This is a genomic window from Candidatus Dormiibacterota bacterium, from assembly GCA_035635555.1.
Classification (GTDB): Bacteria; Acidobacteriota; Polarisedimenticolia; order Gp22-AA2; family Gp22-AA2; genus Gp22-AA3.
In genome coordinates this window covers 16448-41274 of record DASQAT010000058.1, presented here as the reverse complement: position 1 = coordinate 41274, position 24827 = coordinate 16448, and the positions used below count along the sequence as shown (strand labels likewise).

17 protein-coding genes are annotated in these 24827 nt (G+C 68.6%); 7 read left to right on the top strand and 10 right to left on the bottom strand.

Annotated features, from left to right (window positions below; all coding sequences use genetic code 11):
- Positions 1 to 198: 198 nt before the first annotated feature.
- Genes VEW47_17730 through VEW47_17720 form a run of 3 tightly spaced genes read left to right on the top strand, consistent with a single transcriptional unit; the run spans position 199 to position 2566 of the window.
- Positions 199 to 708, top strand: a complete 510-nt coding sequence (locus tag VEW47_17730; protein ID HYS07021.1) for a biotin transporter BioY — start codon at positions 199 to 201, stop codon at positions 706 to 708.
- Positions 684 to 1496 carry an ATP-dependent sacrificial sulfur transferase LarE gene (gene larE / locus VEW47_17725; protein ID HYS07020.1) on the top strand — a complete coding sequence of 271 codons (813 nt, stop codon included), beginning with the start codon at positions 684 to 686 and terminating at the stop codon, positions 1494 to 1496. The genes VEW47_17730 and larE overlap by 25 nt, the downstream gene beginning before the upstream one ends.
- Positions 1497 to 1498: 2 nt before the next feature.
- Positions 1499 to 2566, top strand: coding sequence for a sensor domain-containing diguanylate cyclase (locus tag VEW47_17720; protein HYS07019.1), 1068 nt, complete (start codon positions 1499 to 1501; stop codon positions 2564 to 2566).
- On the opposite strand, the gene VEW47_17715 is transcribed toward VEW47_17720, so the two are convergent.
- The 6 genes from VEW47_17715 to VEW47_17690 form a co-directional block, all read right to left on the bottom strand.
- The gene (locus VEW47_17715) at positions 2553 to 3533 is read right to left on the bottom strand and encodes an ABC transporter permease (protein HYS07018.1); all 981 of its coding nucleotides are present in this window, start codon (positions 3531 to 3533) and stop codon (positions 2553 to 2555) included. The two genes, VEW47_17720 and VEW47_17715, sit on opposite strands and share 14 nt — an antisense overlap.
- Complete coding sequence (locus VEW47_17710; GenBank protein ID HYS07017.1) at positions 3523 to 4506, bottom strand: ABC transporter permease; 984 nt, start codon at positions 4504 to 4506, stop codon at positions 3523 to 3525. The genes VEW47_17715 and VEW47_17710 overlap by 11 nt, the downstream gene beginning before the upstream one ends.
- Positions 4503 to 6137 carry an ABC transporter substrate-binding protein gene (locus VEW47_17705; GenBank protein ID HYS07016.1) on the bottom strand — a complete coding sequence of 545 codons (1635 nt, stop codon included), beginning with the start codon at positions 6135 to 6137 and terminating at the stop codon, positions 4503 to 4505. Before VEW47_17705 ends, VEW47_17710 begins: the two co-directional genes overlap by 4 nt.
- An 11-nt stretch (positions 6138 to 6148) precedes the next feature.
- Positions 6149 to 8410, bottom strand: coding sequence for a hypothetical protein (locus VEW47_17700; GenBank protein ID HYS07015.1), 2262 nt, complete (start codon positions 8408 to 8410; stop codon positions 6149 to 6151).
- A gap of 1 nt (position 8411) precedes the next feature.
- The gene (locus VEW47_17695) at positions 8412 to 10235 is read right to left on the bottom strand and encodes a SpoIVB peptidase S55 domain-containing protein (protein ID HYS07014.1); all 1824 of its coding nucleotides are present in this window, start codon (positions 10233 to 10235) and stop codon (positions 8412 to 8414) included.
- 67 nt (positions 10236 to 10302) lie between these two features.
- A complete protein-coding gene (locus tag VEW47_17690; GenBank protein HYS07013.1) occupies positions 10303 to 12264 on the bottom strand; it encodes an arginine--tRNA ligase in 1962 nt (653 codons plus the stop codon).
- A 137-nt stretch (positions 12265 to 12401) separates the two neighbouring features.
- Here VEW47_17690 and VEW47_17685 point away from each other — a divergent pair, with 137 nt between their 5' ends.
- Positions 12402 to 13595, top strand: coding sequence for a tetratricopeptide repeat protein (locus VEW47_17685; protein ID HYS07012.1), 1194 nt, complete (start codon positions 12402 to 12404; stop codon positions 13593 to 13595).
- Positions 13592 to 15349, top strand: a complete 1758-nt coding sequence (locus VEW47_17680) for a CRTAC1 family protein (protein HYS07011.1) — start codon at positions 13592 to 13594, stop codon at positions 15347 to 15349. Before VEW47_17685 ends, VEW47_17680 begins: the two co-directional genes overlap by 4 nt.
- Positions 15350 to 15353: 4 nt before the next feature.
- On the opposite strand, the gene VEW47_17675 is transcribed toward VEW47_17680, so the two are convergent.
- Entirely contained in the window at positions 15354 to 17099 is a 1746-nt protein-coding gene (locus VEW47_17675) for a hypothetical protein (protein ID HYS07010.1), read from the bottom strand.
- Positions 17100 to 17274: 175 nt separating this feature from the next.
- Between VEW47_17675 and recG the strand changes: the two genes are divergently transcribed.
- Positions 17275 to 19380: an ATP-dependent DNA helicase RecG gene (gene recG / locus VEW47_17670; GenBank protein HYS07009.1), complete on the top strand. Its 2106-nt coding sequence runs from the start codon at positions 17275 to 17277 to the stop codon at positions 19378 to 19380.
- Between the two features lie 51 nt (positions 19381 to 19431).
- A complete protein-coding gene (locus VEW47_17665; protein ID HYS07008.1) occupies positions 19432 to 23100 on the top strand; it encodes a carboxypeptidase regulatory-like domain-containing protein in 3669 nt (1222 codons plus the stop codon).
- Here the strand turns inward: VEW47_17665 and VEW47_17660 are convergent.
- From VEW47_17660 to VEW47_17650, 3 genes are read right to left on the bottom strand one after another with little or no spacing between them, the layout of a single operon-like run.
- Positions 23097 to 23843, bottom strand: a complete 747-nt coding sequence (locus VEW47_17660; protein HYS07007.1) for a TIGR04282 family arsenosugar biosynthesis glycosyltransferase — start codon at positions 23841 to 23843, stop codon at positions 23097 to 23099. The genes VEW47_17665 and VEW47_17660 overlap by 4 nt on opposite strands.
- Before the next feature lie 7 nt (positions 23844 to 23850).
- Entirely contained in the window at positions 23851 to 24153 is a 303-nt protein-coding gene (locus tag VEW47_17655; protein HYS07006.1) for a cytochrome C oxidase subunit IV family protein, read from the bottom strand.
- A 23-nt stretch (positions 24154 to 24176) separates the two neighbouring features.
- On the bottom strand, positions 24177 to 24794 hold the full coding sequence (locus VEW47_17650; GenBank protein ID HYS07005.1) for a cytochrome c oxidase subunit 3: 618 nt from the start codon (positions 24792 to 24794) through the stop codon (positions 24177 to 24179).
- Positions 24795 to 24827 lie beyond the last annotated feature (33 nt).

Below are 24827 nucleotides of genomic sequence, written 5' to 3'. Positions count from 1 at the left end.
CCGATTGATTGACAGACGAAGCGACAGCGCCCTACAATGCCCAGCCTGCCGACGATACCGGGCTGAAGAAGCCGTCGTCGAGGAGGGTCGATGAGCCTGAAATCGGCGAATATTCCCGGAAGCATGAGCGGTACGGCGGACGCACGCTTACAGGCTCATGTCGGACCCCTGGAAAGGCCCATTGCGCGGGGGATGCTCGTGGTCGGCTTCGCCCTCCTGACTTGGGTGGCGGCCAAGGTCTCCATCCCGCTCCCCATGACACCCGTTCCGGGCACTCTTCAGACACTCGCGGTCCTCCTCGCCGGCGCGGTCCTCGGCGCCCGGGGCGGCGCCGTCAGCCAGGCGTCCTACATCTTCATGGGGATGGCCGGTCTGCCGGTCTTCGCGCTTCCCGGTTCCGGTCCGCTGTACCTCCTCGGGCCGACAGGTGGATACCTGGTTGGATTCATCGCGGCGGCGTTCGTCGTCGGCTCGGCGATCAAGAGGATCGGGGGGCGCGGAGTGCTCCCTGCAGCCTTGGCGTTCCTGCTCGGCGCGGCAACGATTCACGCCTGCGGGCTCGCGTGGCTGTCTGTGGTCCTGGGGGATCCGGCCGCGGCGTTCCGCGCGGGTGTTCTGCCGTTCGTTCTCTTCGACCTCGCGAAGGTCGTCGTCGCGACCGGAATTCATGCCGGGTACCTGCGATGCAAACCCGTCACGGAGAGCTGAAGCGAATTCTCGGGGACATCGGTCCCTGCCTCGTCGCCTTCTCCGGCGGCGTGGACAGCACGCTCCTCTTGAAGGTCGCATTCGACGTCCTGGGCGACAGTGCTGTCGCCATCACGGCGGTGTCCCCGTCCCTGGCCGCCTCCGAACGGGAGGAGGCGGGCTTCCTCGCGCGTCTCATCGGTGCGGGGCATCGGTTCGTCGAGACGCGCGAAATCGACGATCCGCGCTACGCGCGCAACGACGCCCTGCGCTGCTACTACTGCAAGACCGCACTGTTCGAAGTGCTGAAGACGCTGGCGGTCGCGGCCGGCGGACGGACGCTCGTCTACGGCGCCATCACCGACGACCTGGGAGACGATCGGCCCGGCATGCGGGCGGCGGCTGAGGCGGGCGTGCGCGCGCCGCTCGTCGAGGCAGGGTTGACCAAGGAGATGGTGCGCTCCCTTTCCCACCGCCTGGGGCTTCCGACCTGGGACAAGCCGGCGATGGCCTGTCTGGCCTCGCGCCTGCCCCGCTTCGTGCCGGTGACCCGCGCGGCGCTCCTGCGCGTCGAGCGTGCCGAGGCGGCGATCAGGGCCCTGGGATATCGCCAGGTGCGCGTCCGCGTCCAGGGGGAAGGGGCGCGGGTCGAGCTGGACCGCGAAGGACTCGTGAAATCCTCCTTCCCCTCCGAGGGGAATCTCGTGATCCAGGCCGTCCTCGCCGCCGGCTTCCGCGCCGCGGTGATCGATCCCCACGGATACAGGCCCGGGGGGCGACCGTCGGTGCAGTCGGCGCCGGCCGTCTGAAGATGACGGAGGCGAACCAGGCCGATCCCTCGCACCGGGCCTCCGATTCCTCCGACCGCAGGATTCTTCTTTCCTTCATGGAGATCGCGTCCGCCACCGCGGGCGCGAACGATCTCGACAGTGTCCTCGAGACGATCGCCCGCTCGCTCCGGCGGCTGTTCCCCGTCGATGGCGCGGCGCTCGGGCTCCTGGAAGGGGAGAGCATCCTCGTGCGCGAGATCAGCAGGCGCGCCCCGGCTTCGCCTCGCGAGCCGGAGCGTCTGCCGGCGGACGCCTCGCACCTTCTGGGATGGGTCATAAGCAGGGACCGTGCCCTGTGGAGAAACGACGTCCCGGCAGAGATGCGCTTCAGCGAGAGCGTGAAGACTCCGGGAATGAAGAGCGACATGACGATTCCCCTGAAGGCGCGTGGCCTGGTGATGGGCGCCTTTCGCGTCGCCTGCCGCAGGCGCCACGCCTTCGACCCCGAAGACTTCGAAGTGCTGAAGCGGTGCGCCGACATGACCGCCGTGGCGGTCGAGACGCAGCGCCTGCTGCTCGCGACCAAGAGGCTGGCCGAGCTGGACGGGGTCACGGGAGTCTTCAACCACCGGCACTTCAGGACCCTCCTGGAGCAGGAGGTCGAGCATGCCCGGCGGTTGGAACGGCCCGTCTCCCTCGTCATGATCGACATCGATCACTTCAAGCGCTTCAACGACGCCCACGGCCACCAGGCCGGTGACGAAGTGCTGCGGCACGTGGCGCAATTGACCGCGCGGGCGTTGCGACGATCGGATGCCGTGGCGCGGTATGGCGGCGAGGAGTTTGTCGTCCTCCTCCCCGAGGCGGCGATCGAGGACGCCCTGCCGGTCGCCGAGAAGATCCGGGCCGAGGTCGAGCGGAACCCTCTCAGCGTCGGCGGCACGCTGCGCCCTCTGCACGTCACCGTCAGCCTGGGGGTCGCCGCGTTTCCGGCGGACGCCATCAACGGCCCCGAGCTTGTCGCCGTGGCCGACCGCGCCCTGTACCAGGCGAAGAGCCGCGGGAGAAACCGCGTCTGCCACATTGCCGCGGAGGTCAGGAGCGAGTGACCCGGGACTCGCCTGCGGCCGCGCTCTCGGCCGCGGCGCAGAGGGACGACAGGACGATCACCAGGGCGGCGGACGGAAAGAAGACGGGCCACCAGGCGGCGTCGAGCGAGCCGCGCGCCTCGGCGAGGATCGATCCCCAGGACGGCGCGGGAGGGCTGACGCCGAAGCCGAGGAAGCTCAGCCCGGATTCCAGAACGATGGCGTTGGCCACCCCGAACGACGCCAGGACCGCGAGGGGCGCGGCCAGGAGGGGCAGGAGATGCCGGACGACCAGGCGGACCCCGCCGGCGCCGGCGGCCCGCGCCGAGATCCAGACTGCGCCGCCCCGGTGGCGCAGGATCTCTCCGCGCACATAGCGGGCGATCGTGGTCCAGCGGCTGAGGCCGATGCCGGCAACCATCGGCCAGACCCCGCCTCGACCCAGGGCTGCCATGAAGGCGAGAGCCAGGACGAAGGGCGGGAAGCACGCCACCACGTCGACGACGCGCACGATCAGAAGATCGAGCAGACCGCCACGCATCACCGCGAGCGCCCCCAGGCAGAATCCGATCAGAAGGGCGAGCGCCGTGGCCCCGAATCCCACCAGGAGCGACAGGCTCGCTCCGTGCAGAACGCGCGCCAGCAGGTCCCGTCCCAGCGCGTCCGTCCCCATCCAATGGGAGCGCGAGGGGGGCCGGAGCGCCTCGTCCAGGTGTATGCCGCGGTAGGAATAGGGAACGGGCGGCATCAGGAGGACGCGCGGCGCACCGGTCTGCAGCGGCGCGGGCGCGGCGCCCCAGTCCACGAGGTTCGCGCTCGGATCGTCGAACAGGCGTCCGACGATCGGAAGCTCGGCGAGCGCGGGCGCGGTGAGATGTCCGCCCACCCGGGCGAGGATCGGTCGATCGTTCGCCAGGAGCGGCGCGAGCAGCCCGGCAAGCGCGGTGGCCAGAACGACGAAGATAGCCGGTCGCGATTCAGGCTGCATCGGAGCGCTCGTCCAGGAGCCCGGACCGGATCCGTGGATCGACCACGAGATAAAGGACGTCCACCAGGAGATGCCCCGACAGCACCAGCACGGCGGAGAGCAGGGTCAGACCGACGACGACGGGATAGTCACGCGCCTCGATCGAGGTGAGGTAGAGCCGGCCGACTCCCGGCAGGGAAAAGATCTGCTCGACAATCACGCTTCCCCCCGCCAGCCCCGGCACGATCGTCGCGAGCAGCGTGATGAACGGGACCGCGGTATTCGCGACCACGTGCCCGGAGGCGCGCAGCCGGGACAGACCCTTGGCGCGCGCCACCGCCAGGAACTCCCTTCCCAGGGCGGAGCGGAAGGCGGCGCGCGCGTAGCGCGCGACGAGCGCCCAGCCGCTGAGCGCCAGGCAGATGGTCGGCAGGAGCAGGTGGCGCGCCAGGGAGGCGGTCGTTCCCAGTGCCGTGGCGCCGCGGTCCGGGACTCCCTGGAGGGGGAGCCATCCCAGGCGAACCGCGAACCATTGCTGCAGCAGGAGTGCCGCGGCGAACGAGGGCACGGCATAGAGGAGGATCAGGAGGGCGCGCCCGAGACGGTCCGCGATCGAGCCGGGGGACGAGGCCCCGAACAGTCCGAACGGCACCGCCACGCCGTAGATCAGGATCACGGAGCAGAAATTCAACAGCAGCGTCCAGGGGAGAGCCGAGACGATGACCGCGGCGACGGGGCGTCCGTCGCGCATCGATCGGCCCAGGTCGCCCCGCAGGAGGGCGAGACCCCAGGAGGCGTAGCGGGCCGCGGGACTCTGCTCGAGGCGCAGCTCGGATCGCAGATGCTCGACCGCCTCGGCCGAGTAATAGCCTCCGCCCGACCAGACCTGGATCGGATCGTTCGGCAGCAGGTTGAGGATCGCGAAGGTCAGAACCGAGATCCCGAGAAGCGTCGGCACCGACGAAAGCGCCCGGCGGACCAGGAAGGGGATCATCCGCCCGGCTGCTGGCGGATCTTGAGGCGGATCACGCCGGGATACTGCACGATGAGGCCCCGCGGCGAGGGTTCGACGCCCGTCACCCTGCGGGACAGGGCGGCGAGGACCTTGGGAAAGAAAAGATAGGTGTAGGGCTGCAGCTCCTCGACCCGCTTCGCGATGCGGCGGTAGCAGGCGGAGCGCGCTTGCGGGTCGATGGCGCGCCGTCCTTCCTCGATCCAGGCGTCGATCTCCTGATCGTGGAAGCCCGCGTAGTTGCGCCCGTCCCCGATCTGCGATGAGTGCAGCATCCCGTAGACCACATCGTCCGGATCGCCGGCCGGAACGGTCCCGGACAGGGCCGCCTCGAAGTCCCCCGTCTTGAGACGGGCCCACAACCCCGGCCAATCGAGTCTCTCGATTCTCATGTCGATGCCGAGGGCGCGCAAGGATTCCTGCGCGACCTGGGAAAACTGCGCGTGGTCCTCGCCGCCGCTGAAAATCAGGAGCGTGAACCGGAAGGGCCTGCCGTTCTTGCTCCGCAGTCCGGTCTTCGGGTCCAGCCGCCATCCGGCGTGATCGAAGAGCGCCGCCGCCGCCCGCGGGTCGTGACGCAGCGGCCGGCTGTCCGGGTCGGGCGGCAGGATGGCGGGATGGAACAGGGAGAAGGACACCTGCCCGAGGCCGTGCAGGACCGCGCGGACGTACTCCTCCCGGTCGAGAGCCAGCGCCATGGCGCGGCGGACCTCGGGATCGGAGAAGAACGGGTTCGAACCGTCCGCCCGCCAGGCGATGTAGTAGAAGAACAGAGACAGGTAGCTGACGGTCGCGAAACGCCGGGTGAACGCCGGGTCCCTGCTGTAGGCATCCCATTGCACCGGGGTCAGCGAGGCGTAGTCGATCTCTCCGGCGAGCAGCGCCATGAGCGTCGTCTCCTGTGTCGGGATGATCGGCAGCTCCAGCGTATCGACGTAGGGCCGCCCGCCCCAGTACTCCCGGTTCGACGCCAGCACGATGCGGCGGCCGGGCTCCCAGGACACGAAGCGGAACGGGCCGGTGCCGATCGGGGCGCGATTGAAGCGCGACGTCAGGAAATCCTCCTTTTCATACAGATGGCGGGGCAGGATCGGCATCTCCCAGGCCGACAGTGCGGGGGCGTAAGGGAATCGGTACACCACGCGCACGGTCCTGTCGTCGGGGGTCTCGAGACGCTCGACCGGCAGGAAGCCGTCGAGATGTCCCAGCGCGTGATTCTTCCGGTCGATGACGCGCTCGTACGTGTACTTCACGTCGGCGCTGGTCAGCGGCTGTCCGTCGTGAAACCGCACACCCGCGCGGAGGTGAAAGGTCAAAACGCGCCCCGAGTCGGAGGACTCCCACGACTCCGCCAGACGCGGCACGATATTCATGTCGACGTCCCGGTCGACGAGGCTGTCGCCGACCAGCCGGGACACCAGGTCGGCCGGCTGGTCGCTCGCCGTGACGAAATTCAGCGTGGCCGGCTCGGTCCGGAGAGGATAGACGAAGCGTCCACCGTAGTCCGATGGAGCGACGGCCCCCCGGTCTTCAGGCGGGGAGGACGTGCAGGCGGAGAGGAGGGCGGCGGCGAGGAGCGTGACCGCAACGCCGCGAAGGCTCCTCGGTCGCATTCTCCCTGCTCTCAATCGGAGGTGAAGGTCGTCTTACCGGCCCCGGTGTTGCCCAGGAGGTCGGTCACCTTGACGATGACCGTGTGCTCCCCGCCGCGAAGCGACGGGAGAGGGATGCTGTAGGTCTCGGAGCGCGAGTCGGAAACCCCGTCGATCGGCGCTACCGTCACGAAGCGTCCGCCATCCAGCGAGTACTCGGCGCGCGCGATCGGGCCCGGCGTATCGGTGGCGCTCGCTTCCACGGTCACGTCCTTGCCGGTGCGGCGCGCCGTCACCTGCACCGAGGGGGGGGTGTTGTCCACCAGGAAGGGATCGCTGACCTGGCTCGCCGTCCTGGCCTGGCCCGACGGGTTCGACGGCGCGTCGCTCGCTTCGATGCGCACGCGATAGAGCCCGTCCGGGACCTGGGCCGAGTCGAAGGCGAAATAGCTGTCGCGCAGCCCCTTCGCCAGCGGTTTCCACGCCGTCTCCCCCTCCCCCTTGAAGGAGAGATCGAACACCAGGACGTCACCGTTGGGGTCCTCGGCGTCCCAGTCGAGGGCGCGCATGCCGCGCACGAAGACCCTCTTCTCCGGAAGCTGCGGCGGCTGAGACGTGAGGGCTCCGGTGTCCGGGTTCACCCGGATGCCCGTGAACGCCAGGTCCTGGGGATCGGGTTCGGCCGCGTAGGGGAGCCTCTCGCGGACCACCCCTGGAGGCTCGACCGAGACCCGCTTCAGGGCGGGCGGAAGGTTGGCCTGCAGGTAGGCCACCGACACTGCCTGCAGAGAGGGGCCGGCCCCGCCACCCGGGCGCGCCAGCCGGGCGCGCCACTGCAGGAAACGCGCGGGAGGGCTCGCGACCGCGCTCCCGTCGGGGCTGGGGTAGGCGGTCGACCATTCGCTCCAAGTCGAGTCCGGCACGCCCGAGTTGCCCGACCGGGTCGCCACCTCCACGCGGGCTCCCCCCGGCACGCTGGCGCGCCAGGAGATGCGACCCCACTTCGAGATCGTCTGGGCGTCGCAGGTCGGGGAGAGATAGGTTCCCGCCTCGCCGGTCGCGGTGTCGAGGAGATACACCCTGCCGACGTTGCTGCTGGCCGCGAAGATCTGGTGCCCCTGCCCGCTCACGAGCGATGTCACCTGGGATTCGGGCAGCTTCGCGAGCAGCGTGCTCTGCTGCGAGCCGAGGAGGACGCGGACGCGGCCAGGCTCACCTGTCCCCGCCAGCGGGCGGCCGGAGGCGTCGAGGGCCAGCGAATAGACGACCTCGCTCGGCGACGACCACAGCGTGGTGACCGTGCCGTCCGGATCGATTCTGTACACCTCGCTCTTCGGAGCGGGGCCCGGCGCGACCGATGGCGCCCCCGTGGCGCTGGCGGTGACCGTGACCGTGGCTGTCGTGCCCGACTCGACCCCGGGAATGACCACCTGGGGCGGCAGGCTTCCCTTCGCCGGCGGCGTCTCGCGCTCCTGTGCGGGCGGCTGCATCTGAGGCGGGGGCGGTGCGGGCGGCTCCCCCTCCGTGCCGATGGCGGCGGCGTAGACCACCCCCTTCGGATCGACCACGATCGCGTTCATTTCGCGCAGACGAGAATCGTACAGGACGGTCGCCTTGCCGTCCGGGGCGATCCGATACAGGAGCCCCTTGCCGTCGGTGCCCGCCAGCAGGTTGCCGCCCTGGTCGAAGGCGAGGGAGACGATGTGAAACTCTTCGCTGTCGAAGAAGATCTCGGCCTTCCCCTTGGCCGCGACCCGGTAGACGATGCCGCGCTCGCCTGTGGCGGCAAAGAGCTCGCCTCGAGGCGAGAACGCCAGGGCCCAGAGATAGCGGTCCTCCGGCGCATAGTAGACCTCCCCCTTGGCCTCCCCCGTGATCCGGTAGATCTTTCCCTGCGGGAGCGTGGCGGCGTACACCACGTCGTTCTTGTCGACCGCCAGCGCGTGCACCGCCAGGTCGCCGGTCTCGTAATACAAGGATCCCTGGGCTCCCTTAGGGACGCGGTAGATCTTGCCCCCGTTGCCGCCGCCGACGTACAGAGTGCCCTTGCTGTCCACCGCCTGCGACCACAGGAACGGCTCGGACGCCTGCTCGATCGCCGGAATCTTCAGGGGTCGCAGGGCGGGCGCCAGGACCAGCTCGCCGCCGGCCGCCACCGCCGCCCCGTCCGGTTTCCCCTTCTCGAAATCGTCGAAGGTCTCGAGCGTCCAGAGAATCGGCGAAACGGCGAAGGTCGAAGCCGGGAAGGCGGCAAGGATCAGGGCGAACAGCAGAAAGGCGGGGCGTGACGCCACGTCATTCCTCCACGTCGATGGCCAGTTGTTTGAAGCCGGCGAGCATGTAGTCCGTGTCGAGGGTTTCCTCGGCCACGCCACGGTACCACAGCCTCAGGTAATTGCCGCGTGTCTGCGGCCGCACCATCACCTGAGCAACCGAGGGCGGCAGGTTGGGAAGCCTCTGTCCCTGGAACAGGATGCCATTGTCGGCGCGGGACAGCACGGCGTACACCTTGTCGTTGCTGCGCAGATGGTTGATGAGCCAGATGAGCTGCCCCAGATCCTTCGGGTGGAAATCGTCGCTGTCCCCCCCTTCGTCCTCGACACGCGCCAGCGTCATGCCGTCCCCGACCTGCAGGACCAGGCGACCCTGGGTGACTTCGTCGGGAATCTTGATGTCGATCTGGCGGGTGACCTCGGGGCCGCGGAACGGCTTGAGTATCGCCGAAACCTGGACAGTCTCCCCGGGGCGCACGTGGTCCTTGCTCACCCAGGCCCGCTCCACCCGGGCCGTGCGCCGTTCATCGACGTAACCGAGGATCAGATTGATGCCATTGACGTGCACGGGGTGGTACTCGTTGTTGAGCAGGAGCTGCGTGATGAAGGCGACCGTGCCCGACGTGTAGATCGACGCAAGGTCGCCGGCGAACAGGTTCCGGAGCTCGATGTCCTCCTCTCCCGACACCTGGATCGTGGAGCCCTCCCTGTAGGACAGGGTGACCTCGCCGTAATCCTTCTCCTCGCTGCTGAGGATGCCGTTGAGAGCCGCATACAGCAGATAGGGGGCCAGGAACGGATCCTCGACGATGTCGAACGCGTAGTGCTGCGACCGCCCCATCTGCGGCTGCAGCTCGAGGCGCACCGGAATCAGCCGCGGCCTCTTGCCGAGATAGCCGAACACGCCGGTGGAGCGGTCCTGGCGGAAGGCGCCGACCTCCTCGCCTGCGGAGGCGAACTTGAACGATTCCTGGAGCGACGGGAACAGGCCGTTCACCTGGGCGGTGGTCATGATGAGGTCGGTCGGGCCCAGGTTCAGGAGCGGGTGACCGCAGGCCATCACTTTGTCCTTGTCGCGGTAGGTGACGGTGCAGATGGCCGCGAACTCGACGTCCCCGCGGACCAGCTTCATCCCGACGCCGCCGCCGGGGACGATCTTCGCCTCGGCCGCTCCGGTCGTGGTCTGTGATTTCCCCACAGCACCGCCCTGCACCGGAACGAGACCGCCGCGCGCCAGCACCGGCGCCAGGCGATCCATCGCCCGCTGCGTCACGCCTGTGAACAGCAGGGGTGTCGCGATCGGAGTCATCCCCGGCGGACTCCCGGGCGCGGGGGAGATGGCGTCGAAGTAGGACGTGAAGTGGGCGGGCAGTCCGCGTGGATCCCTGAGAAGGGCCAGCGGGTTGCCGGTGACGGGCGCCGCGGTGCGGCGCGCCCCGGGCAGGTTCGAGGCGGGGGACTCCTTCTCCTCGACCTCCAGCATCTCCTGGATCGGCGTCACCCCCGCCACCGGCTCGCGCGCAAAACCCCAGGTGTAGGCCACGGCGCCCGCCAGCCGGTCACCGAAGAAGATCGGGCTGCCGCTCATGCCGCTCAGCACGCCGGTGTTCGCGAGCGGGCCGCCCGACAGCCGCACCAGGATGAGGTTGCGCCTCGGACCGACGTGCTCGAGCGTGCCGATCACCTCGACCTGGAAGTCCTCCACCCGGGTGCCGCTGAACACGGTCTTCCCGATCCCCTTCATGCCGGTCTTGACCTCGCTGAACGGGAAGATCTCCTGGGCGATTGCCGGGCGCGCGGCGAGGAGTGGCAGGATGAGCCAGAGGAGACGCGATAAACGATTCATTCGGAAGAGGATCATAGCACAGCGTCGGACGGCCGCCCGGCGGTCGGCGCGGCGCGCGCGCAGCGTCTTACATCCTCTCGGGCTCGGGGATTCCCATCAGGCCGAAGGCGTGCCGCATCTGGGAAAGAAAAAGGTACGTGAGCACCACGCGAACCTGTTTGAAGCGCGGGTCGGGCTCCTGCATCACGGGGTACTTGTGGTAGAAGGCATTGAATCGCTGCGCCAGGGTGAAGGCGTACTTGGCGATCTGCGAAAGCTCGAGCGACTCCACCGCCTGCTGGACCGTCTCGCGGAACCGGGCGATGAGCGTCAGGAGCGCCCAGTGCTCCTCGGCCGCCTCTCCCGGCGGCAGGTCGAACGTCGTCTCGCGCGCCCAGCGGGCGGCGGTCGTTTCGTCCGGTCCGCCCGCCGTCGCCATCTTCTCGAAGATTCCGCCCGCCCGCACCACGGCATACTGAAGGTAGGGACCGGTCTCCCCCTCGAACGACAGCGCCTCGTCGAAATCGAACGCCAGGACCCGGTTGCGCGTGTACTTCACCATCAGATAGCGCAGGGCGCCGATCGAGATGGCGCGCGCCAGAGCGCGCGACTCGTCCTGTTCGATCCCGGGGTTCCTGGACTTGATCTCGTCGAGGGCCTGACGTTCGAGCGCGTCGAGGAGGTCGTCGGCCTTCACACCCAGGCCGCGCCGGCCCGACATCTCGACGTACGAGCGCTGACGGTCCTCGTCCGACAGGGACACCCCGAGCTTCCCGGCGCTCGCGGGCGTGAGCGCCACCATCTCGTACGCGAAATGGATGGAGCGCTCCGCCTGGGCCGCGTGCCCGAGCGCCTTCAGACCCTCGACGACGATCGCCTGCAGGTATCCCTGACGCACGTCGATGACGTTGTAGACGCGCTCCGCTCCGCCGAACCCGGGGTGCTCGGCCTGCCGCTCCCTCTGATCGCTGGTGCTGGTCCAGACGATGTGGCCGTCCCCCTCGCTCCGGAACACGGCATAGTCGAAGTTGGCGTCGAGCAGGCCGAATTTCCACAGCTGGTAGGCGATGTCCTTGCCCACGTAGGTCACCGTGCCGTTGCTGCGCACGATGATTTTTTCGCCTTCCTTCAGCTCGGCGAACCGCGGCCCCTCCAGGGGCATCACCCAGCAGCCCGCGCGATCGCCCGTGGTCACGCGCTCGATCGCCTTCTTCTTCTTGAGGAGCTCGAACGCGCGATCCCAGAAGCGATGGGCCAGGATGTCGCTCTCCCACGGCAGGAGGTCGTAACGGACGCCGATTCGCGTCATGGTGTCGAGATGACAGTTCACGATGCGCCGCGCCACGTACGCTGCGAGCCCGGCGTCGTCCCCCTGGCGCTCCTCGAGGTGCTTGAGGACCGCCGGCCGGAGCTCCTGCGTCTCGGGTCTCTGCTCGTACAGGTCCGTGACCCGCGCGTAGAGGTCCCAGCAGAAGACGTCGAACTTCCCGGGGACCGCCCGCGCCTCATCCAGTCCCGCGCGCAGGATCTCGCGGAAGCCGATCACGATGTCGGCGACCTGCACACCCGTGTCGTCGATGTAATTCTGCACCTCCACCTCGTGGCCGAAGAACCGCAGGCAGCGGGCCAGGGTGTCGCCGAGCACGGCGTTCCGGAGGTGGCCGATGTGCGCCGCCTTGTTCGGGTTGATGTTGGTGTGCTCGACGATGATCTTGCCCTGGCCCCCGGCGGGCCGGGGGGGGGCTTCGATCTCGCGCGCCAGCGCGCGCGCGGCGGCTGTGCGATCGAGGAAAATATTCAGATAGCCGGCCCCGCCCGCCTCGACGCGGAGCACACCCGGCAGCGCAGGGAACGAGGCCGCCAGCTCCTGGGCGATCTGCCGCGGCGGGCGCCGCAGGCGCTTCGCCAGTTCGAAGGCGACGGGTGTGGCGAGGTCACCCATCCCCGGCCGTGGTGGATACTCCACGGCGATCAGGCCCGGGGCCGCCTCGTACTTCTCCCGCACAATCGTCTCGAGAGCGCCGGCGACCGCCTGCTTGATGTCTTCCAAGGACCCTCCTTCGGGCGCGGCGCAGTATACCGAGAAACGGACGCTCGCGGCCCTCGTCCCGGGACCTCCTCCACCTGACGCGACCCGCGGGGGACAATCTCCTCTGCTGCTAAAATGACGGGATGCCTCTCTCGAACGTGCGAACCGCGACGACGCTCTGCGCGCTCGCGGTCGTCCCCCTGCTCTGGGCCTGCGGCCCGGGCGGCGGCACGTCCGCCCCCGCCACGGAGAGGAGCGCGGACGACGGGCCGATCCGGCCGGCTTCGCTCGAGGCCGGTCTGCAGCTTTACAGGCAGGGGGACTTGAAGGGGGCCGAAGCACAGCTCGCGAGCGCTTTGCGCGGCGCGCCACGGGACAGGCGCGTCCTGGAGGCGCTCGGATCGATCTACGCCCGCAGCGATCGGTGGAAACAGGCCGAGGAGAGCTTCCGCGCGGCACTCCTGATAGAGCCCGCCTCGATCGGCGCCCGCATCGGCCTGGCGTCCGTCTGCATCGATACGGGACGCTACGACGAGGCGGCGGCGATCCTGGCGGAGGTGAGGCAGCGCGATCCCGAGAATCCGGTCGCCGGCCTGAAGGGGGCCCTCCTCGACGTCCGCATGGGACGATCGGCCGAAGCCGAAGCCGGGGCGCGAAGGGTCATCGCCCGGCAGCCCGCGAATCCGGAGGCTCACTACGTGCTGGGTCTGGCCCTCGAGCAGAAGAGCGCGCTCGTGGAGGCGGCGGGGGAGATGCGCCACGTCCACGACCTCTCGCCCTCGCACCTCGGCGCGCTGAGCCACCTGGTGACGATCGCGACCCGTCTCGGCCGCGGGGACGAGGCCGTGGGCTGGCGCAGGACGCAACAGGAGGCCCTGTCGCGGGCCCACGTCGAGGAGCGCGTGCGCGACCACCGCATCAGGGGGGTCGCCGCCTTCAACAGTGAAGACTACACGACGGCCCTCCTGGAGTTCCAGACGATCGCACGCCAGGACCCGGGCGACCCCCAGGTCCATCTTCATCTGGGCTCGACCTACATCGCGCTCGATGACTTGGAGGGGGCCAGGCGGGAGCTCGAGCTCTGTCTTTCCCTGGACCCCAGAAACGATCGCGCGCTCGCGGAGCTGGGACGGGCCTACGCCAAGGCCAACCGGATGGACCAGGCGATCGAGGCGCTCCGGAAGGCGATCGCGATGAACCCCCAGCTCGCGGAGCCGCATTACTATCTGGCCGGCATCTACATGGCGCGCGGCGAGCAGGACCTGTTCCAGAAAGAGATGACGATCTTCAACGACCTGCAGTCCCGCTCCCAGGGGGCCGCCCTGGAAGTGCAGACGGGGGATCGGCCGTGAGCGCGGCGCCTCGCGCGGGTCCGGAACGACCCGCCGCCGTCCTGCTTCTGGCGGCGCTCGCCTCGCTGATGTCGGCCTGCCCGGGGGGTGCGCGGGATCCCGCCCCCTCGCCAGGGACCGATCCGGCGTCGCTGGGTCCGGACGGGGCCCGTTTCGAGGACGTCACCGCCGCGGCGGGCATCCGGTTCCGCCACGTCAACGGCGCCACCGGACAGAAGTTCATCCTCGAAACGCTCGGCTCGGGCGTGTGCGTGTTCGACTACGACGGCGACGGTCTTCAAGACATTTATTTTGTCCAGAGCGGCCGGCTCCCCGGGTTCACGCCGAAGGGCCCCCTGCGCTCGGCGCTGTATCGCAACCTCGGGCACGGACGATTCGAGGACGTCACGGAAAAGGCGGGTGTGGGCGGACCCGATCGGTACGGCTTCGGTTGCGTGGCGGGGGATGTGGACGGCGATGGCGATCGCGATCTGTACGTGACCTATTACGGTCCGAACGTCCTGTACCGCAACAACGGCGACGGCACGTTCACGGACGCGACGAACCGATCCGGGGCGGCCAACGGCCTCTGGGCGACGAGCGCCTCGCTGGCGGATGCCGACGGCGACGGCGACCTGGACCTGTACGTGGCGAACTATGTCGCCTTCGATGAGGCCAACAACCTCTACTGCGGCGAGAACCGGCCCGGTTATCGGACGGTCTGCCACCCGCGCAACTTCGATCCGCAGCCGGACGCGTTCTACAGGAACCGGGGGGACGGGACGTTCGAGGACGTCTCGAAGAGGGCCGGGATCGTGGACACGACCGGCAAGGGTCTGGGCGTCGTCTTCGGCGACTACGACGGCGACGGTGACCAGGACATCTACGTCGCCAACGACGACACGCCGAATTTTCTGTGGAGAAACCGGGGGGACGGCACCTTCGAGGAGGTGGCCCAGTATGCCGGCACGGCGCTGTCGGAGGACGGCGTGCCGCAGGCGGGGATGGGGACCGACATGGCCGATTACGACAACGACGGTCTTCTGGACATCTTCGTCACCAACCTGTCGGAGGAGACCAATGAGCTGTACCACAACGACGGCCATGGCCTGTTCTCCGACCGCAGCTTCGTCTCGGGGCTCGGGTCGCCGTCACTGCTCGATCTCGGCTTCGGGACGTTCTTCTTCGACGCCGACAACGACGGCGACCTGGACGTCTTCGTGGCGAACGGACACATCATCGACAACATCGGTCTCTACAGCGACACGATCACGTTCGAGCAGCGCGCGGCGCTGTACCGGAACCTCGGCGGCGACCGCTTCGAACGTCTGGCCTATCCGGCCGCGGCGCCCCTCGGCGGGCTGTACGTCGGCCGCGGCGCCGTCCCCTTCGACTACGACGACGACGGAGACGAGGACATCGTCCTGACGCAGAGCGATCGCCCCGCCCTCCTCCTGCGCAACACGGGCAGCCCCGGCCGTCACTGGGTCACGATCACCCTCGCCGGCGCGCCGCCGAATCGCGACGCGATCGGGGCGTTCGTCGCGCTCGAGGCCGGCGGCGCGCGCCAGGTGCGCTACGCCCGCACGGGGATGTCGTACCTGTCCCAGGGCGACCGCCGGCTGCACTTCGGGCTGGGGTCGGCCGCGACGATCGACCGGGTGATCGTGCGCTGGCCCGGCCGCAGCGGGTTCAGGGAAGAATTCGCCGCGTTGCCGGTCGATCGGTTCGTGACGCTCGAGCAGGGGAAAGGGACACGGGTCCCGGAAAAATGAGGACCTACCGCACCGACGCGATCCGGCCGCTGGCGACATGCGAGCGCTGCGGGAGACCGAGATCGGTGAGACCTTCCAGCAGGTAGTAGTAGCGGCGCCCGGGTCGGGCGACGTCGTCCACGAAGATGTAGCCGGTGTCCGACGCGCTGTCCCCCATGGCCGGGACGGCCACCGAGTTCAGCCGCGTGAACGGGCCGCCCGGTGTCTCGGCGCGGTAGACGTTCCAGGCCACGAGCCCCTTCTCGGAAGCGGTCGTCCACTCCAGGAGCATCGATCCCCCCATCTCCGAGGCCGTGAACGACGCGAGATCGTACGGTGCGTAGGGATCGGCAAGGGCCCTGGCCTCGAACCGTGCGCTGCCGCCGCCGGGAAGGGCGTCGTTGCGCAGGACGATCCAGGCTTCGCGGGCGTCGGCCCAGGGAACCGAGACGCGGCCGCTCCCGGAGGCGTCGAAGAGGACCGGCACCAGGACCGGCTGCGGGCCCCACGGGCGGTAGAACACCAGGAGATCGGCTCCCGGATGGCCTCCCTCGGCGGAGAACTCGAAGTCGACTGTGCCGCGCCGGCCGTCCCCGGGGAGTCGGAAGGCCGTGGAGCCGAGCGGTTCGACGGGCTCGGCCGGCTCGAACCGGACCGGCGTCTCGGATCCGGCCGGTGACAGGGAGGAGGCCGGGAGGAATCGACCCGAGGCGTAGTGCTGGCCATCGTCCCTGTCCCCCGTGAACAGGTTCCAGGCGGCGTATTCGCGAGCCGCTTCCGCAAGAGATCGGCCCGACCGCCGCAGAACGGAATCGGTCGCCGCCAGCGGATCCAGCCCCTGCGCAGCGCTCTCCTGCCAGATCTGCCTCACGATGGATGGGTCGCCGGCGCGCTCCGACAGGAACTGCGGCCACAGGAGACCGCCTTCCATCAGGAGGAGGCTGTCCGACGCCAGGCCGCGGCCGGGGAGCGACAGCCGGGCGCGCAGCGCCGCGTCGTGCGCCCGCAGGTCGCCGGTCGCCAGGAGGGTCAGGTACGAGGCGGTCCCCTCGGCCCAATAGAGAGGAGCGCGCGCGGACAGCGACAGGAGCGACAGGTGCGCGACCTGGTGCAGGGTCGCGGGCATCACCCGATCGGCGGTGAGACCCGCGTCGAGGATCACGAAGGGGGAGCGTCCCGGCACACCACCTTCGGCTGACACGCCTCCCTCGATGCGCGGCACGACGAATCCTTCGATGCCGCGTCCGAGGGCCACGACGAAGACGTCGAGGCGCTCTCCTTCCGCGGCCGGCGGAGGAAATCCGAGGCGCGCCACCAGGGACGAGCGCGCCGCACCGAGCGCCTCCGCGATCCGGTCGACCAGGTCGGGGACACCGTTCCGGTCGCGATCGATCGACATGAGCCCCGACGGGGAGAGGGAACCGGAGTAATGGATCGCGAACCGTCCCTCGTGAACGATGCTGATCTTCTCGGAATCCAGGACCGGCCGGGCCGCGATCGAGGCCGCCGCCTGCTGCAGCGAAGGGGGCAGCGGAGACTCAGGCCGGGCGAGCAGCAGCGACAGGGGTGTGGCGCACCCGACCGGGAAGCTGTCCACACCGGCGGCGGCCGCCAGGATGTCCCCCGCGTCCGGCGGCGCCCCATCGAGAAGGATCGGTCGTTCGGAGGCGCGGGCGATGATGGACGACAGGGTGGCGTCATGGTCCTCGGCGCGCACGACCGCCGGGACACAAAGAAGACCGATCGCCATCGCTGTGCGGATGGTTCTCATGTGGCCTCGAGGACCTCTCGTGGCAGAAAATATATGACACAAACCCTTGCAGGTCAATGTACTTGTGAGTCCAGAGCGCTGCGGCTGGCGCGCCCTCTGTGCACGAAAGTGTAGCCGGGGAAGAGCCCTGCCGCGCCGATCCCGGGCCGGACGCCCGGTCGTCTATAATCCGGCCATGGCGCTGTCCCTCGCGACTCCCCTGCGTGACCTCAAAGGGCTTGGTCCGAAAAGGGCCGAGGACCTCGAGGCACGCGCCCTGAAGACGATCGAGGATCTTCTCCTGCACCTGCCCTTCCGCTACGAGGACAGGAGCCGGTTCTTCCCGATCGCCTCGCTCACACCGGGATTCAAGGCCACCGTGCGCGGGCGGGTCGTGACGTCCGTCCTGCGCCGGACGCGCGCGCGGGGTTTCACCATATTCGAGGCGCTGATCCAGGACGACAGCGGGTCGATCAGGGTGATCTTCTTCAACCAACCGTACCTGCGCACGGCCCTGCCTGCCGGTCGCGAAGTGATCCTGTACGGGGAGGCGTCCATCTCGCGCTACGGGCGGCGCGCTCTGGTGCTGCAGAGCCCCCAGGCGGAGATCCTGTCGGACGACGACCAGGAGTCGATCCACACCGGGCGAGTCGTGCCGGTCTACCCGAGGCTCCCCGGTCTGTCCTCGCGCGCCATTCGGCGGCTGGTGCATTCGATCCTGAAAGCCCTGCCGCAGTCCTTCCCGGATCCTCTGCCGGCCGGCCTGGCGGAGAAACGCGGTTATCCGGCGCGCCGCGAGGCGATCGCCTCAGCCCACTTTCCCCCCGCGGAGGCGGATCTGGATGCGCTGAACGAGTTCCGGTCCCCGTTCCACCGGCGGCTGATTTTCGAAGAGTTCTTCTTCCTGCAGCTCGGATTCGCCCTGGCGCGGCAGGAGCGCGAGTCCCGGCCGAGCGAGCCCGGTCTGCGCGTCGACGACGCCATCCGGGCCCGGCTGCGGGCGGTCCTGCCGTTTCATCTGACCCCCGCGCAGCGCAGGACCTTGAAGGAGATCGCCGACGACCTGATGTCGGGACACCCGATGAACCGGCTGCTGCAGGGGGACGTGGGCTGCGGCAAGACGGTCGTGGCGCTGCTGTCGGCGCTCCTCGTCGTCGAGAACGGCCACCAGGCGGCGTTCATGGCGCCGACCGAGATCCTGGCGGAACAGCACCATCGAACGTTCCAGACCCTGCTCCGGGGAACGGGCCGCACGGTGGGCCTCCTGACCTCTGCTGTGACCGGCTCGGCCCGCCGGCAGGTGGCGACCGGCCTGCGCACGGGGATGATCCCGATTGTGGTCGGCACGCACGCCCTGCTGGAAGACGAGGTGCGGTTCAAGTCGCTGCGCCTGGCGATCATCGACGAGCAACACCGGTTCGGCGTAGCGCAGCGCGCGGGGCTGCGGGGCAAGGGGGCGCGTACGGATGTCCTGGTCATGACCGCGACGCCGATCCCGAGGTCGCTCGCGCTCACGGTTTACGGAGACCTCGAGCTTTCAGTCATCGACGAGATGCCGCCCGGGCGCCGGCCCGTCCGGACGGTGGTGCGCGGTGAGGAGTCGCGGGCGCAGATGTACGACTTCGTGCGGGCGCAGGTCGGCGAGGGCCGGCAGGTCTACGTCGTCTATCCGCTCGTGGAGGAGACCGGTCAGGCGGACCTGAAGGCCGCGGTCGAGATGCAGAGGACCCTGTCGCGGAAGATCTTCCCCGACCTGAAGGTCGGTCTCGTTCACGGCCGTCTCAAGACGCAGGACCGCGATGCGGTCATGGCGGACTTCGCCTCCGGCGCCCTGCCGATCCTGGTCGCGACGACCGTGATCGAGGTCGGCATCGACGTCAGGAACGCGACGGTGATGGTGATCGAGCAGGCCGAGCGTTTCGGACTGTCCCAGCTCCACCAGCTCCGCGGCCGCGTCGGTCGCGGAGCGCACGAGTCCAGCTGCATCCTGATGCCGGGGCCGCGGGCGACCGACGAGGCGCGCCGCCGGCTCGACATCCTGGCCTCGACCCAGGACGGCTTCGTCATCGCCCGCGAAGATCTGAAGATGCGCGGTCCGGGCGAGTTCCTGGGCACCCGCCAGTCCGGCCTCACGGACCTGCGCATCGGCGATATCCTGCGCGACCACGACATCCTCGCCGACGCCCGTCGCGAGGCCTTCGAGACCGCCGCCTCCCTGGGCACCTCCCCGCGGCGCCACGACCTGGTCCTGCACCTCGAACGGCGCTGGTCCGGACGGCTGGGACTCATCCAGATAGTGTAGAATCCCTTCAACGAAGGGTCCGAAATCGTGCGCCTGATTCCAGGATCAGCAGTGTTCGCGGCCGGCATGATCGTCTGCCTGCTCATCCCCGGAGTCGCCTGGGGCCAGACCACGGGTGTCCTGCGCGGCGCGGTCACCGACGACGGGGGGGTGCCGCTTCCCGGGGTCGTGGTCGTGGTCGCGAACGCCGGCCAGGGGATCACCGGTCGCGGTGCGATCACGGACAAGGCGGGGATGTTCATCGTGCCGGGACTTCCGTCGTCCCGCGACTACAGCCTGCGCGTCAGCCTTCAGGGGTTCGCGAGCGTCGTGCTCTCCGATGTGGAGGTGTCGGCGGGGCGCGTCAGCGAGGTCCGCATCGTTCTTTCCCCCGAGACGAAGCTGCGGGAGCGGGTGGAGGTGCGTGCGAAGCCGAGCGTCGTCAGCCTGGAGGAGACCACCACGCAGACGAACCTCTCCTCGGAGTTCGTCGACGCGCTCCCGATCCTGGGGCGCAATTACCAGGACATCCTCACCCTGGCCCCGGGCGTCACGGACGTGGACGGCGACGGCAATCCGAACATCCACGGGGCGCGGGACACCGATGTCGTCACTCTGGTGGACGGCGTATCGACCAGCGACCCGCTGACCGGGAAGATCGGCGCCCAGCTCAATATCGAGTCGATTCAGGAAATCCAGATCAAGACCTCGGGGGCCACGGCGGAATTCGGACGGGCCCAGGGAGGGTTCGCGGACATCGTCACCAAGTCGGGCGGGAACGAGTTCCAGGGGACGTTCAAGTTCTTCTGGCGCGGCTCGATCCTGGATGGCGACGGCGCCGGGATCGACGATCCCCGGCTGCACGCCGGGGTGGGGGAGAGCGGCCTGCGGGACCTGCACTTCAACGACTACCTGCCGTTCCTGTCGATCGGTGGTCCGTTCCTGAAGGACAGGGCCTGGTTCTACCTGGCCAACGAGTTCATCCAGAGGGACGACCCGGTGAACTCGTTGAACGCGGCGTTCCTGCGGGGCGTGCGCGAGTGGCGCGAGTTCGCCAAGGTGACCTGGCAGGCCAGCCCCAGTCACCGCGTGGCCCTGTCGCTGAACTACGACCCCCAGGACTACCTCAACGAAGGGCTGAACAGCTTCACCCGGGCGGAGAGCGGCTACACCCTCAAGATGGGCGGGACGATGGCGACGCTCAAATCGACCGCCGTCCTGAGCCCCCTGGTGTCGCTCGAGACCTCGGCGTCGTTCTTCGATCAGAGGCCCGCGATCCTGCCGAACCTCGGACCGGATACCAACGGCAACGGTACGACCTGGACCGATTCCAACCAGAACGGCATGATCGAAGCCTACGAAAGAGACCCCGGCGAAGACTACGACGGCGACGGCAAGTTCGACGTCTTCGAAGACGCGAACCTCAACGGCAAACTCGATCCCGGTGAAGATCTGGATCACGATGGTCATCTCACGCCCTACCGCACGAAGTACGTTTACACCTACACTTTTGATCCTGTCTTCAGCTACAAGTATTACGTCCAGTTCTTGGGGGGACTGTGCGAGGGGTCCCAGCGTGAAGATCGCAACTGCAACGGACGGGCGGACCCCGCCGAGGACCTCAATCACAACGGGATCCTGGATTTTGGGGAGGACATCAACGGAGACGGTGTCCTGAGCCCGACCGAGGACAGGAACGGCAACGGCAGGCTGGACGACGTGACGCGCCCCTCCTCTCTCTATCCGTACGACGAGCTTCGGCCCATGCCCGCCGACCGCGGCTACACCATCAACCGGGACACCGGCGTGACGTCCGGGCCGTACTACCAGGACTTCTCCGACTCGCGCCGGCGCTTCACCCTGCGCCAGGACCTGAGCGTCTTCGTCGCCGATTTCAGGGGGAGCCACGATATCAAGCTGGGAGGGGTGTTCGAGCGGGAGGGTTTCGGACGCACGACGAACGAGCGCCCGGTGCTGTCCTCCGGCGTCGTCACGTGCGATCCGCCGAGCTGCGAGCCGCCGGAAGGGGTGACGAGCGTCCTGCCGATCCCGACGACGAGCTTCCTCCTGCCGGCCGAGAACACGGTCTCGGGGGAGGCGACCGGCGTCACCGCCGGGCTGTACGTCCAGGACACCTACCGGCCGATCCCGAACCTGAGCCTCGGCCTGGGCGTGAGGTTCGAGCGCGAGATCGACAGAACCTTCGGCTACTCCTTCTTCGAGCCGGCGATCGAGGGGGAAGGGTTCGATCGCCTGCTCGAGCTCGGAGGGTTCGGGAGCGGCGACCCGCATGGAATCCTGACGGATCCGATCTTCAGGGGCCAGGGGAACATCAACCAGACCATAGCGTTCATCAGCGAGCCGCTGCGGGTGGCGACGCTGGCACGGCTCACGAGGCACCATGCCAGCGTGGCCTTCGACTCCGAGAGTCTCCGCTCGCTCGGCATCCTGCCGACGGGTGTAGGGGCCGATCCGGCGGAGCTCGCCAGGAACGGCGTGAACCCCCAGGTGCGCGAGAACTTCGCGATCACCAACAACAACCTCTCGCCGCGATTGTCGGTCTCGTGGGACCCGATGTCGAACGGACGGACCAAGATCTTCGCGACCTGGGGGCGCTACTTCGACAAGTTGTTCCTCAGCACGATCGTCGGGGAGCAGGGACCGGACCAGGTCAACCGGTACTACGCCGACGACCCGGACGGGGTCAATCCCACCCTGATCCCCGACGACGGCGTAGGCGCCCTGATCTCGAAGGCGCCCCCCTCGGCGACGCAGGTCGATCGCAATCTCCGGACCCCGTTCAGCGACGAGCTCACCTTCGGCTTCGAGCGCGAGATCGCCCCCGAGGTGGCGCTGTCGGTCACCTTCGTCGACCGCCGCTTTCGGCAGCAGCTCCAGGACATCGACGTAAACCACTTCCTGCGCTTCGACGAGGCCGGCCAGCCTCTCGACCGGCTGGGCGCCCTGATCCTGCTTGGCAACAGCCAGGGGTTCGATTTCGGCTCCGCCCATCGGGCCCCCGACGGGCGGCCCGATCTCTACATCCACAACATCTTTTTCAACCAGGTCCTGCGCGTAGGCAACTTCAACGAGGCGCGCTACCGCGGGATCGAGCTGGCCCTGACCCGGCGCCTCTCCCGCCGCTGGCAGATGCAGGGCTCCTACACCTACTCGCGCGCGCTGGGGGACGCCGAAGACTTCCAGTCGCGCCTCGGCAACGACCCCTCCACGGTGGAATCGGAGACCGGCTACCTGTCCTACGACCAGAGACACGTCGTGAAGCTGAACGCGGCGTTCTTCCTCCCGCACGACTGGCAGGTGGGGACGTCTCTGTCCTGGGCTTCGGGGCTGCCGTACTCGATCATCTCGCGCTTCTTCGCGTTCGACGACGTCGACTACCAGCAGTTCCGGACCCGCTACGGCTACACCGCCGCGGAGCCCGGGCAGAACCTGCGCTTCGTGCAGCTGCACCGCAACAGCGAGCGCAACGATCCGGTCTTCGACGTCAACCTCCAGGCGCGCAAGATGATCGTGCTCGGGCGGCGGTCGGCGGCGCTGTCGTTCGAAGTCTTCAACCTTCTCAACCGCGACGACCTGCGGATCTTCACCTACGAGCCGACTCCCTTCTCGCAGACGCACATCGCGGCCGGCGCGGTCCTGACTCCCAGCGGCCCGCTTCAAGTGAACGGGGAGAGGCGCTTCGGCCGCAGGTTCCAGGTCGGATTCCGGATCGATTTCTAGGGTCGGCCCGGCGACTGGGCGGGGGGGAGCGGCAGCCTGCCGTCGCGGACCAGCGCCCGCACGAAGGTGCTCGTCCTCCGCGGCGCGGCTTCGTCCGGGCGGCGGGATGAGAGATCGAGGCGCAGCCGTTCGAGGTCCCGCGGCAGGTCGACATCGTGCCAGGAGGGGAGCAGGACGAGGCGCGCGCCGCAGCGATCGAGGGCGGCGCGCGTGGCCTGCAGGACATGCTCCGTTCCCCACGGGATCGCCTCGAACATCCCCGGCAGATCGCGCGCGGCGCCGATCAGGCAGTAGCCGCCGTCGTCCGCCGGCCCGAGGACGGCATCGGCGCCGCCCGCGAGCGCTTGGAGCGCCGTCGTCAGATGCGCCGGGGGCAGGGTCGGGCTGTCCGAGCCGATGACCACGACCGGCCCGAGGCCCGGGGCCAGGAGCGTCCGGAAGGTGTCCTGGAGACGTTCGCCGAGATCCGCCCCCCTCTGAGGAAGACGCGCCATTCCCCGGGCCGCCTCGGCGATCCCCGCGCAGCCGTCCGCGTCCTCGGGCTCCCAGGGCTCGCTCATCGAGACGAAGGGGGCGGCCCCCGCCGCGACGGCGCAGGCTCTCAGGAGACGAAGGCTGTCCTCGAGAAGGGCGAGGTGCAGGCGGAGCGCCTCGCCGGCGTCGAGCCAGGGGAGCATGCGCGTCTTGACGCGGCCCGCGTGCGGCGCGCGGGCGTACAGGACCAGGGCGCCGCCGCGGTCCACGCCCGCGTCAGTGCGCCAGCCAGTGAATGTGCGTGATGGCGTCGGGGACGAGCCCCACGTACAGAATGCCCGACAGGAGGAGCGGGCTCACGACGATCAGGATGAGGGCGTACTTCTCGAACTTCAGGTGCATGAAGTAGGCGGCCACCAGCGCCGCCTTGACCAGCGCCAGGGCGCACAGGGAGAAGATGACGAAGGCCCGCGCCCCCTGCACCTGGGCCACCAGAAGCTCGACGACGGTGAGGACGGCGAGGGACAGCCAGACCATCCAGTAGTTCGGCTCGGCGTGCTCGCTGGGCTTTCCGCTCACGTGTGCCGTCCTCCGCGCCGCCTTCAGGCGATCAAGTAGACAAATGTGAAGACGAGGATCCAGATCAGATCGACGAAATGCCAGTACAGGCCGACGATCTCGACCGAGCTGTTGTTCTCGGCGCTGTACGCCCCCTGGAGAGCCCGCACGAAGATGCAGAACAGGTAGATGACTCCCGAGAGGACGTGGCAGCCGTGGAACCCGGTCAGGATGTAGAAGGTGGCGCCGAACAGAGTGTTGACGCCCCAGGGGTTCGACTGGATCGTCATCCCCTCCATGATCAGATGCGTCCACTCGTACGCCTGGATCCCGAGGAAGGTGGCGCCACCGAGCATCGTCGCTCCGAGGTAACCGAGCAGCCCCTTCCGATCGCCGTGCTTGATGGCGGACAGCGCCTTCACCATCGTGACGCTGCTGCAGATCAGGATGAAGGTGTTGAGGGCGGTGAGCGGCACACCCAGGTGCGTGGCCGGAACCGGCCAGTCCGAGCTCCCCAGCCGGACCGCCCCGTAGGCCGCCAGGAGCCCCGCGAACGACATGGCGTCGGAGCACAGGAACACCCACATCATCAGCTTCCCCCAACCCGGGGTGAGCTGGTTCTCGTAACGTTCGACGCCGTTCAGGGTCGCAGCGTGCGCCATCCTGGGGCTCCCTCCCGCGGCCGGTTCCCGCGA